Source organism: Phormidium sp. CCY1219 (assembly GCF_035615515.1).
GTDB lineage: Bacteria > Cyanobacteriota > Cyanobacteriia > Cyanobacteriales > Laspinemataceae > CCY1219.
This window is the reverse complement of sequence record NZ_JAJENT010000616.1, coordinates 1-10,960: the sequence shown is the minus strand read 5'-3', so window position 1 is coordinate 10,960 and position 10,960 is coordinate 1. Positions and strand designations below refer to the sequence as shown.

General features: G+C 51.2%; 9 protein-coding genes and 1 tRNA gene. 6 read left to right on the top strand and 4 right to left on the bottom strand.

The window, feature by feature from the left end; all coding sequences use genetic code 11:
- Nucleotides 1-265: 265 nt before the first annotated feature.
- Nucleotides 266-496: a hypothetical protein gene (locus LKK83_RS17370; RefSeq protein ID WP_324632514.1), complete on the top strand. Its 231-nt coding sequence runs from the start codon at nt 266-268 to the stop codon at nt 494-496.
- On the opposite strand, the gene LKK83_RS17365 is transcribed toward LKK83_RS17370, so the two are convergent.
- The 3 genes from LKK83_RS17365 to psbZ form a co-directional block, all read right to left on the bottom strand.
- A tRNA-Gly gene (locus LKK83_RS17365) sits at nt 497-568 on the bottom strand.
- A 114-nt stretch (nt 569-682) separates the two neighbouring features.
- On the bottom strand, nt 683-1,276 hold the full coding sequence (ribH, locus tag LKK83_RS17360; protein WP_324632513.1) for a 6,7-dimethyl-8-ribityllumazine synthase: 594 nt from the start codon (nt 1,274-1,276) through the stop codon (nt 683-685).
- Nucleotides 1,277-1,423: 147 nt separating this feature from the next.
- Entirely contained in the window at nt 1,424-1,612 is a 189-nt protein-coding gene (psbZ, locus tag LKK83_RS17355; protein ID WP_324632512.1) for a photosystem II reaction center protein PsbZ, read from the bottom strand.
- Between the two features lie 503 nt (nt 1,613-2,115).
- Here psbZ and LKK83_RS17350 point away from each other — a divergent pair.
- The 3 genes from LKK83_RS17350 (at nt 2,116) to ychF (ending at nt 7,710) form a co-directional block, all read left to right on the top strand.
- Nucleotides 2,116-5,016, top strand: a complete 2,901-nt coding sequence (locus tag LKK83_RS17350) for a CBS domain-containing protein (RefSeq protein ID WP_324632511.1) — start codon at nt 2,116-2,118, stop codon at nt 5,014-5,016.
- A 101-nt stretch (nt 5,017-5,117) separates the two neighbouring features.
- On the top strand, nt 5,118-6,467 hold the full coding sequence (locus tag LKK83_RS17345) for a pentapeptide repeat-containing protein (RefSeq protein WP_324632510.1): 1,350 nt from the start codon (nt 5,118-5,120) through the stop codon (nt 6,465-6,467).
- Nucleotides 6,468-6,618: 151 nt separating this feature from the next.
- The gene (ychF, locus tag LKK83_RS17340; RefSeq protein ID WP_324632509.1) at nt 6,619-7,710 is read left to right on the top strand and encodes a redox-regulated ATPase YchF; all 1,092 of its coding nucleotides are present in this window, start codon (nt 6,619-6,621) and stop codon (nt 7,708-7,710) included.
- A 167-nt stretch (nt 7,711-7,877) separates the two neighbouring features.
- Here the strand turns inward: ychF and LKK83_RS17335 are convergent, their stop codons facing one another.
- Nucleotides 7,878-8,453, bottom strand: a complete 576-nt coding sequence (locus LKK83_RS17335; RefSeq protein WP_324632508.1) for a hypothetical protein — start codon at nt 8,451-8,453, stop codon at nt 7,878-7,880.
- A 182-nt stretch (nt 8,454-8,635) separates the two neighbouring features.
- On the opposite strand from LKK83_RS17335, the gene LKK83_RS17330 reads away from it, so the two are divergent.
- Both LKK83_RS17330 and LKK83_RS17325 read left to right on the top strand, forming a co-directional pair.
- Nucleotides 8,636-8,821 carry a hypothetical protein gene (locus LKK83_RS17330; protein ID WP_324632507.1) on the top strand — a complete coding sequence of 62 codons (186 nt, stop codon included), beginning with the start codon at nt 8,636-8,638 and terminating at the stop codon, nt 8,819-8,821.
- 1,228 nt (nt 8,822-10,049) lie between these two features.
- Nucleotides 10,050-10,817, top strand: coding sequence for a M23 family metallopeptidase (locus LKK83_RS17325; RefSeq protein WP_324632506.1), 768 nt, complete (start codon nt 10,050-10,052; stop codon nt 10,815-10,817).
- The last annotated feature ends 143 nt before the right edge of the window (nt 10,818-10,960 follow it).

The window sequence follows — 10,960 nt, the reverse complement described above, 5'->3', positions numbered from 1 at the left end:
GATGACCAGTCGCTACCGTGGGGGAGGTGCTTTCACATGACACACTTCATGGGGTGGGCTTTCACCACCATCGACATCCAGTTGTCAAGGTTTTCCCAGTTTTCCTTCGGATTGTAAGGATTTTGTAAAGAGTTGTGAAATTCTCTTGACCTTTAGTTTTCCGAGGTTTTTGGTTGACTTTTTTTTTATCGGTTTATACCGTTTTGTTTTGGCCAACCATCAGACTTATCGTCTTCTGGGGGTTCAGCCTTGGGGGCTGTGTTCATTGCCCCGCTTACGTTTCGGGCATTTACCCTCCACTTTTGCGGGAACGAATCGCACGGAATGGTTGATATCTTACCATATTTACCACATTTACCCCCTGGCAAGGGTGGGCATCCAGTTTCCCCTGTTCCCCTGCCGTCTGGGAAACGCCACGGAGGATCTGCACCTTTGCGATCGCCAAAAATGGCAGGGACGATATCGCCACTGCCATTTTTTTAGTTTTGCGTTATAGAGCGGGTAACGCGATTCGAACGCGCGACATTCACCTTGGCAAGGTGACGCTCTACCACTGAGCTATACCCGCAAATTTCAATCTTTTATTAGTATTTCACAAACTTCTGAGTTTGTCAACACTTTTGGAAAATTTTTTTAGCCGGAGGAAGGCGGTAAGGCTCGCAGTTCTCCGGCGGTGAGGGTTTCAGCCGTCTGACTCTGACTGAGAAGACACCTCGAGGGTGGTGGAGTTGGGAGAACGGGAGGCGGGTAAACCGCGATCGCCACTGGTTGCGGCGGGGGAATTGCGATCGTCGCCGCTGCCCTTAAATTGCTGCATTAAACTCGCCATCTCGATGGCATTCATTCCATATTCCCAGCCTTTATTGCTTTTAATGCCCGCACGTTCCAGGGCTTGCTGCATAGTATCTGCGGTAAGGATGCCAAAAATCACCGGCACACCGGTTTGAAAGCCAGCGGCGGCAATGCCCTTAGAAACTTCAGCGGACACATAATCAAAATGAGGCGTATGCCCGCGAATTACCGCCCCGAGACAGATCACCGCATCGTAGCGCCCGCACAGGGCCAGTTGTCGCGCCATCATCGGAATTTCAAAACTGCCGGGAACCCAAACATAGTCCACCTGGGTGCCATGAGGATTCACATCGATCCCGTGACGCTGCAAAGCATCCTGACATCCCTGTAGTAGTTTGCCGGTAATCAAATCGTTAAAGCGACCGATAACGAGCGCCAAGCGCAAGCCTTCGGTGTGGGTAAACCTTCCCTCGAAAACAGCCATAGAAGAATTCTGCAGTTGTACTCAATGAAATTGCGGTTGAGGGCGATCGCTGATGTGCGCCAATCCTCCCCGGAGGGTTGGAGGGTGTCTACCATAGAGACAGCCAGAAAGTTTCTGCCGCAGCGATCGACCCAAAGTTGAGGTTGCTTAAACCACCAAAAAGTTTAAGACTCCCACCAAAACCACCAGAGCCAGCCATACCCCAGAACCAATGAACAGCAGGGGTTTCGATTGATTCCAATATTGGGGGGAAGCATAGGCGACGGGAACGCCAATCACCATTGCAAACGAGAGGATAACCAGAGCCGCAAGTGCCAGTTGAAATAGAATTGACATTTTCCTTTCTCCCTTTAATAGAGTGGCATGAATAATATCCGGTTGAGCCAGAAGGAGGGGGAATGCCCCCGGCGCGACGACCCCCGGGGATCGCCCGTAACCGAAAAAGCTTTCGCCCGATCCGTTGCACGCTTGCTCAACAGTTTTAGGCTACCAAAAAACGCTCCGCTCTCATAGAGGCAAAAAAACTTTCGTGCTGGCAAAGCGTACAGCACTTCCGCCACAAAGGACAAGCGCTGGGGAATTGAGAATTGGGAATTGGGAACTCAGAATTGAGAATCCAAGCCTTTCCCCGGGCGTGCTGTGTTGGATTGGGGGGAAGGGGGAGGGAAGGGGATTGGGCAACGCTACATTACGGCACAGAGGAGTCAAAGCCACTTACTATAGAAAGAGCCAGTGGCGATCGCGCACAAATCTTGCAGGAAAGAAAACACGAACGCGCCGCACTCAATTCGGTTTGCCAAACCAGGTTGCAGCAGCATTGAGCAACAAAGGAAAGAGAAATGGATTTAATTTTGTGCCATACCACAGCAGATTTCGATACCCTCGGCGCAGCAGTAGGGCTGACGCGGTTGCATCCGGGAAGCCGGATCGTACTGACTGGCGGTTGTCATCCGGGGGTGCGGGAGTTTTTGGCGCTGCATCGGGATGAATATCCGCTCATCGAACGGCGATCGGTCAATCCAGGAGCGATCCGCTCGTTAACCATCGTCGATACCCAACTGCGCGATCGCCTAGGCAAAGCGAGGGAATGGTTAGACTTACCCTTACCCATTTATTTGTGGGATCATCACTTCACGGAACACTCGGACATTCCCGCCACGGAAACCCACATCGAAGCGGTAGGAGCTGCCACCACCTTAATCGTCGAACAACTCCAAAAAGCCACAGAAAACGCAGAATTCACCACAGAGCGCAAACCAGACCCCCATTCACCATTTTTAATTCCCCCGCCGAACAATCCACATTCTGCCATTATCAGCGTAGCGGAAGCCACCGTCATGGCCTTAGGCATTCATGTAGATACCGGGTCGCTCACCTTTCACCACAGTACCCCTCGGGATGCCAATGCCTTGGGGTGGTTGATGCAGCAGGGAGCCTCCTTATCGGCGATCGCGGAATACGTAGAACCCGCATTATCAGGCCAATTGCAAGACCTGCTGGCCACCACCTTAGATCGACTGGAAACCGAAACCCTAGAGGGATATACCGTATCCAGCGTCATGCTCGAGAGCGAAGATTACGTGCCTGGGTTATCCAGTTTAGCCGGCAGAGCGATCGACTTAACCGAGAGTGACGCCCTGCTGCTCGGACATCGTTTCCCCTTAAAAGACGGAGAGGAAGAGCGCCTCACGGTTATCGGGCGATCGCGCATTCCGGGCACCAATCTCAAAACCCTCTTCCAACCCTGGGGCGGTGGCGGTCATCCCCGGGCTGCCTCCCTCACCCGCCGCGATACCCAAGCCTGCGCCACCTTCGCCCAACTCCTAGACCATTTCAAACAGCAAATTCCCCCCCCACCGGTGGCGCGCGAACTCATGTCCTCTCCGGTGCGAACCATCCGCCCGGAAACCACAATTCACGAAGCCCAACGCATTCTCTTGCGCTACGGGCACTCCGGTTTATCCGTAGTGGATGCCGAGGGCTTTCTGGTGGGCGTCATTTCCCGGCGAGATATCGACATCGCCCTCCACCACGGATTTTCCCACGCCCCGGTCAAAGGCTACATGAGTGCCAATCTCAAAACCATCGATCCCCAAACTCCGCTGCCAGAAATCGAAGAGATTATGGTCACCTACGACGTGGGACGCCTTCCGGTCTTAGATCGGGGAAAATTGCAGGGAATTGTCACCCGTACCGACGTGCTGCGACAACTGCATCACGAAAACGCCACCACCAAGAAACCCAGCTTCCCCTCTCCCGTTGCTCCCTATTGCCCGTTACCCCAATCCCTAGAGCAACTGCTATCGCGTCGCCTCGCCCCGCCATTGTGGCACCTGCTCGATCGCGCCGCCCAATTGGCGCAAGAGCGCGGCTGGCACCTCTATCTGGTAGGCGGCGCAGTGCGCGACGTACTTGTCAATGCCACCCAGGATGGCGGCCAAATCGAGGTTGCAGCAGCGCCCCAATCAGAATCCCCACTTCTGCTCACCGACATCGATATGGTGGTAGACGGATATCATCGCGCCGCCGATGCCGGTGCGGGGGTCGAACTGGCCAAAGCACTGCAAAAACAGTATCCCGAGGCGCGCTTGGACACCCACGGTCAATTCCAAACCGCTGCCTTGTTGTGGCACAAAGACCCGGTACTCGATTCCCTCTGGATCGATATTGCCACCGCCCGCACGGAATTTTATCCCTATCCCGCCGCCAATCCAGAGGTAGAAGCCTCTTCCATTCGCCAAGACCTGTACCGCCGAGATTTTACGATTAACGCCCTTGCGGTGAGGCTCACGGGAACCAATCGTCGCGGAGAGATGTTGGATTTCTTCGGCGGATGGCTCGATTTGCAAGACCGACGGATTCGAGTGTTACATGCCAATAGCTTTATCGAAGACCCGACCAGAATTTATCGCGCCGTGCGCTTTGCGGTACGGTTGGGATTCGAGATCGAACCCCAGACGCAAGGGTATATCAGGCTGGCAATTGAAAGTGGGATTTACGAGTTATCGGCGACGGAAAATCGTCGCGTCCCCGCCCTGGAAACGCGACTGAAAAGCGAATTGAAATACATTTTGCAAGCGCCGTATTGGAAACCGGCTTTGGAACTGCTCGGATCGTTTGATGCTTTGCGCTGCATTCATCCGAGTTTGGCGTTCGATCGCGATTTGTGGCGTAAGCTGCAGTTGGTGGATCGCTGGATTCGCAGTTTAGGGGTGGTGGTGAAGGAGAATGGGGCCTTGAAAGGTTCAAAAAGGGGAAAAAACCAGTCGGCAAAGCAGGTGTTTCATTTACCGGCGTATTGGGAAATTCGCTTGGAAGTCATCATCGCCCATTTGGCACCGGCCTATCGGGGCGAGGTGGCGAGAAATCTGCAACTGAGTGCGCAGAGTATCGATCGCCTGGAAGGGTTGGCGGCGGCGTCAGCCCAAGTCACTCAGGTGAGGGAGGCGCAGCGCCCCAGCGATCTGGTGCGATTGCTGAAAGGGTATGATGTGGCTATGTTGATGTTGATTGCCCTGAACGCTGCGCGATCTCTGCGTCGGCGGATTTGGGAATATGTCACCCGATGGGCAGATGCTAAACCGTTGCTTAATGGGAACGATCTCAAGAGACTGGGCTACAAACCCGGACCGCATTTCAAGGATATGTTGGATGTGGTTTTGGCGGCAACGGTGGATGGCGAAATTCGCGATCGCGCGCAAGCCGAAGCTTTGGTGGCCAAACGTTTTCCTCGCCCCTAAAGGAGCTTTTAGTGGCGCTGCAGGCGATCGGCTACAGGCAACGGGGGTTTTGTTTTGGGAAGATAGAGATCTCAAGAATTGCCAACCATTAAAATACAGATATGGATGCTAACGAACTGCTGAAGCGTTATGCAGCAGGAGAACGAGATTTTAGGGGTGCCTACCTGGTGCGGGCCGATCTGATGTTTGCCGAACTCAGTCTGGCGGATCTGTACGATGCTGACCTCAGTTGTGCGGATTTGTATGAGGCCAAACTGAGCGGGATCAAGCTCAGTGGCGCGAATCTGGAAAATGCCCATCTCTGTCGCGCTGACTTGAGCAATGGCAAGTTGTTTGGTGCGAAACTCAATTTTGCCGACCTGTATCGCGCCGATTTATTTCGCGCCGATTTATTTCGTGCGGAACTCAGCGATGCGGATCTGACCCGCGCCAATCTGACCCGCGCCGATATGAGTGGCGCGAATTTAACCCGGGCTAACTTAACAGAAGCTAACTTAAGTCAGACTAATTTAAGCGATACAAATCTCTCCTTTGCTACTCTCAATGCTGCCAAGCTGAACGGAGCAAAACTCAATACAGCTAACTTAAGTGAATCTCGCTTGTACGATGCTGACTTAACCGGGACGAAAGCAGAAAAAGCGGATTTGAGAAATGCGGAATTGTTTGGGGCGAAATTAATCGAGGCGAATTTACTCGAAGCAGATTTACGGAATGCCAAATTAAGCGAAGCAAATCTAACCAAAGCCACACTCGATGGCACGAATTTCTCTGGTAGCAATCTCAGCCGCACGAATCTCAGCGAGTCTTCCCTGAAGAAAGCGAATTTGGTCGAGGCTAACTTAAGTGAAGCCACCCTGAGAAAAGCCAATCTCAAAGGGGCGAAACTCTGCGATACGAATCTCAGCCGCGCCAATCTCACTGAAGCCATTTTAGTGGGGGCAGATTTCTCCAGTCCCAAAAAAGAAGCAACCCTGGAGCGCAAGGTTTCCCTGAAACACAAGTGTCCCGTCACTCTCGGTCGCGATTCAAGCGTCACTTTACAATTGTATTCCCCTTTCGTCTCTCGCCGTCACGCCACTATCGAAATTGACGAAGGCGGAAACTACATCATCAGCGATCGCAAAAGCACCAATGGGATCTTCGTCAACGAACAGCAGGTGAACGATTCGATGGAACTCCCGGATGGGGCAAAAATTCGCATCGGACCGTTTACTTTGTTTCTGCGCGGCGACGAACTAGAATTGCAAAATCAGCAGGCGAGCCAACCCACTTGTCTGAGTGAAGCCGATTTGAGTAAAGCGGATTTACGCAACGCGAACCTCAGTGGGGCGAATCTTTATCGAGCCAATCTGATGGAGGCGAATCTCTCGGGTGCGAATCTGCGGGGGGCAAGCTTCGTTCATGCTAATCTCAGTGGAGCTACCATGCCCGATGGTTCGGTTCACGATTAAGATCGCGGGGAAGCAAACTCTGGGCGATCGCTGGGTGATTTTGCCATTTTTTGCTACATTAGTTCATTCGGAGTCACTCCCCCCTTAACTCCCCGGGGATTAACTGTATTTCCACACAGACAACTACGAATTTTTACCTTTCATTCCTAACATGCTAAGAGCCGGAATTGTCGGACTCCCCAACGTGGGGAAATCCACCTTATTTAATGCGTTAGTTGCCAATGCCAAAGCGCAAGCAGCAAATTTTCCCTTCTGCACCATCGAACCCAATGTGGGGGTGGTTGCAGTACCCGATGAACGACTCGAAGTGCTGGGCAAACTGTCTAAATCCGAGCAAATTGTTCCGACTCGCATCGAGTTTGTGGATATTGCCGGATTGGTGCAAGGAGCCAGCCAAGGCGAGGGGTTGGGCAATCAGTTTTTATCCCACATTCGCCAAGTTGACGCGATCGTTCATGTGGTGCGCTGTTTCGAAAGCGAGGATATCGTTCACGTTGCCGGTCAAGTGGATCCGTTGCAGGATATCCAGGTGATTAACCTGGAACTTGGGTTGGCGGATTTGGCCCAAATCGAGCGGCGAATGGAACGCACCCGCAAGCAAGCGCGCACCAATAAAGACGCCCAAAGCGAGTTAGCGGTTCTGGAAAAATTAGCGGCGGCGTTGAATGAAGGCTTGCAAGTGCGTCAAGTTGATTTAACCGCAGAAGAAACCGAATTGATTCAACAGTTAGATTTGCTGACGCTCAAACCAATTATTTATGCCGCAAATGTTTCGGAAGATGACCTGGCAACGGGCAATCAATGGGTAGAACAGGTGCGCGAACTTGCCGCCGAGGAAAATGCCAAGGTGGTGGTCATTTCGGCACAGGTGGAATCGGAACTCATCGAACTTCCGGAAGAAGAACGCACCGATTTTCTGGAATCTTTGGGGGTTTCGGAAGGCGGCTTGCACTCTCTGATTAAAGCAACTTACGAGTTGTTAGGATTGCAGACATTTTTGACCACCGGACCGAAAGAAACTCGCGCTTGGACGATTGTTCGGGGAATGTTAGCCCCGCAAGCTGCAGGGGTCATTCATACGGATTTTGAACGCGGTTTTATTCGCGCGGAAACGATTGCGTATGAGGATTTGGTTGCCAGTGGTTCGATGAATGCGGCGAAGGAAAAAGGCTTGCTTCGCAGTGAGGGGAAAGATTATGTGGTTCAGGAAGGCGATGTGATGCTGTTCCGGTTTAATGTTTAAGCAAAATTTCAGGGAGGAATGAGCGCAAGGGTTGCGATCGCCCCCTCATTTCGGGGATATATTTTCTCCCTCGGTTCGCTTCCGATTTTCTTCCTGAGTGGGATAAATTCCGCACCTGTGGGGGAGGCACGCCTACCTCTCCCCAGGGTTATTTTTACCGGAATTTTTTATGGGGACTCTATCTTAAAATACGAATTAGCCGCTTGTGTGTTTTCTTTTTCGAGTCGGGTCAGCAGTCGCTCTACTGTGGTGGTATCGTTGGATTGCAACCGCACCGCTTGCAATATATAGTCTGGGAAAATGGTGGTTAAATCTTCAGAATAATGTTCGCCCCCGCGCGGCATTTGATGCCGAATAACTTTATACAATAAGCCGCGTTTTTCTAAGATGAGGGCGATGGGAAAACTGACTTCACTGTTTGATTTTAGCTGAGTATCTGTGAGATTGTATTCCTGGCAAAGCGTCCACAAATAGTGGTAAAATTTACCTTGTCTGGTTTCGATTCCATACACTTGATAGGCGCAAAATGTCTGATGGGGTTTGACTCCCTCGCCCATCACTTCTTTCAGAAATCCCGGACTTTCCAGATAGTCTTTGGTCGCTTTTTCTACTTTGGCCAGCGAATCAGATTGTAGGGTGACAGCAGGTCGATCGCATCCGCTCAGGAACATGGTAGCCGACAGCAACACCACGGCGATCGCCACCTCCAATGATAGGGCTTTTCGCAGAATCAGTATAATCAATCGTTGATAGTCTGATATGGATGGTAAAAATAATGCATTCAATTTGAAGTTCATCGTAAATTGTCACCCCTAGCTTTCACTTTTATCCGTTTTCTGAATTTTTCAGCAGATTATAATTTGGCATAATTATAATCCCACCCGAAAAATTTTCAAAGAACTTCACAAAAAATTTAACTTGTCTAATGAGAAAACCGCCTGTACAGCCATGTCCGCTTTTACAGGGGTTATCTCGGCGAGAAAAGCCACCCCTGGGAGCCGGATTTTTGACCGATGTGGATCCGAAATTGTCATCGCCAGCCACGGTTGAGGATCCACAGGGTCAAACTGGGGATACCTGTGGGGCGATCGAAAAAATTTTTTTCAGTTGAGGTTGCTTGGGTCAAACCATCTGAAATGCGGCAAAAGGACTCCCGTTACACTTCTTGTACAGACGCGATTTATCGCCTATTTGTGGGAAAGAAATTGCCGCCTCCATGCCGTTTTAATTAACCTACCGCCTGCATGTGGAAAAAGCCACAGTGGGGAAATGGAGGGTCAACCCGAAGAATTGCCCTCCCCGGGGTCAATTTGCCTCTACCAGGGCGTTCGCGCAACGCCTTCCACGGCGCGGGGTCGATCGCCCATGTTACACCTCGGAACTATCCAGAAAACACTGCTTGAACCTGCGCAAGGCTGTTTCACTTTCTGGTTCTAGAGCCTGGAACTGGCATCGCAACGAGCGGGTGTGGAAGTGCAAGCCTCTGTTAGACCCCACAGGGTTAACGGCGAGTTGTTGACAACGATCTGGCGAAGGCTGTTGGTATTTTAGTCACAAAACACAGCCGATTTTGTCGTAACATGTCAGGTCATTTTAACCCAAACAGGGTTATGTGGGAACGCTCGAATGGGAGATTAACGGGAAATTCTCGGTCATAGAAAGACCTCGGCCCGCCTTCGTGGGAGAATCCCAATGGGTTGGGCTTGGATCGCGGCGGTTTTTTCCGAGGAAAATTTCATCTAAATTTCACATTTGCTCCATTAGAGCCAGAAAAACTTATCAATGGCATCAACTTTACTTTAAATTTACAATAGCTTATCTATGCCTTTACATTGAGCCTTGCGTTATATAATAAATGAGCTTAAGAATAAATAATGATAGACATAGGAGTAAACCATAACGAGTGACAAGAGCTAGGGTGCTATCTTTCAATGAGAAATTGACAAAACCTCAAATTTATCGGGGTTCGCGGAAAAATCAAACTCCGCACCACCAAATGAGGTTAAAACCAGCAAAAAGTCTCTCCAATTTAGGGTGCGCGGTTAGAGACAGGGCGCATTTTTGGCTCGATCGCCCGAACGACAGGAAAATTCGTTACTCGGAGGCTCGTAACTGATTTATCGTTGGCGGACAAAAAATTGTGGAATTGAGCCTGATGAACCCACAGCAAGCCTGAAGAGGTCAGACATCTAAGGAAAACCAACCAGCCAGTGTCTAAACTGTTACACTCTCGATATTGTAAGGGTTTGAGGCTTTTTAAACTTTACCTTGTCCGTAAAACTACAGGTCAACCAGGACGATTCCTTGCCGGGTAATTCGCGATCGTAAGGTGAACAAACATGAAACTAGGAATTTTATCTACCACAGCACTTCTGCTTGCCCTGAGCTGCGTGAATACTCTCAACGCTCAGGAGAAAGCGGAACGTTTGGATCCACCGCCTCAAACACCGAGAGTTCAACCGGAGAACTTACCGCAGCCACAGCAACAGCCACCCTTGGAAAAATCGGAGAAAGAAGCATCGTTAGCGGCGGCGATCGAACTGAACAAAAAGGCGATCGCGGCATTGCCTAGACTCTTGGGTACTCGCCCCGAACCCATAACCCCAACAGAGGAACTGCTAGAACCCTCCCTCGGCTCGCCATTATCCGCTGAATTACCTCCTCTAGCAGCCGCCAGCTTTTACTTACCCGAGGTGCCACCGACGATGAACGGGTATATCTGGCCCGCAGAAGGAACCTTCACCTCGGGATATGGTTGGCGGTGGGGACGGATGCATTACGGCATCGACATTGCAGGACCGGTGGGGACTCCCGTTCTAGCAGCAGCAGAGGGGATCGTCATTACCGCCGAATGGCATATGGGGGGGTATGGGAATCTAGTAGAGATCGAACATCTGGATGGGAGCATCACCCTGTATGCCCACAATCACCGGATTCTGGTGAGTGAAGGCGATCGCGTGCAAGCCGGTCAAGCGATCGCGCAGATGGGTAGCACCGGCTTTAGCACCGGTCCTCATTTGCACTTTGAAGTGCATCTCCCCGAACAAGGAGCGGTCAATCCCCTGGCATTTCTTCCGGAATCCGGCTTAGCCGCGCGGTTGCCTTAATCGGTTTACCCTTTAGAGAGAAACCACTCACCCATCCGGACTCTAAAGGGATAAAGCCCAAGGGAAATAGTCAGGAACCCCATCCCTAAAGGGAGGGGCTTGGTAAGACTTTATTTTCCCAAGCTCACCTGACCAGAAGACCA

Coding starts and splice junctions, on each gene's coding strand:
- LKK83_RS17345 (WP_324632510.1), top strand. CDS start 5,118: ATGGATGCTAACGAACTGCTGAAGCGTTATGCAGCAGGAGAACGAGAT.
- LKK83_RS17325 (WP_324632506.1), top strand. CDS start 10,050: ATGAAACTAGGAATTTTATCTACCACAGCACTTCTGCTTGCCCTGAGC.
- ychF (WP_324632509.1), top strand. CDS start 6,619: ATGCTAAGAGCCGGAATTGTCGGACTCCCCAACGTGGGGAAATCCACC.
- ribH (WP_324632513.1), bottom strand. CDS start 1,276: ATGGCTGTTTTCGAGGGAAGGTTTACCCACACCGAAGGCTTGCGCTTG.
- LKK83_RS17330 (WP_324632507.1), top strand. CDS start 8,636: ATGAGAAAACCGCCTGTACAGCCATGTCCGCTTTTACAGGGGTTATCT.
- LKK83_RS17350 (WP_324632511.1), top strand. CDS start 2,116: ATGGATTTAATTTTGTGCCATACCACAGCAGATTTCGATACCCTCGGC.
- psbZ (WP_324632512.1), bottom strand. CDS start 1,612: ATGTCAATTCTATTTCAACTGGCACTTGCGGCTCTGGTTATCCTCTCG.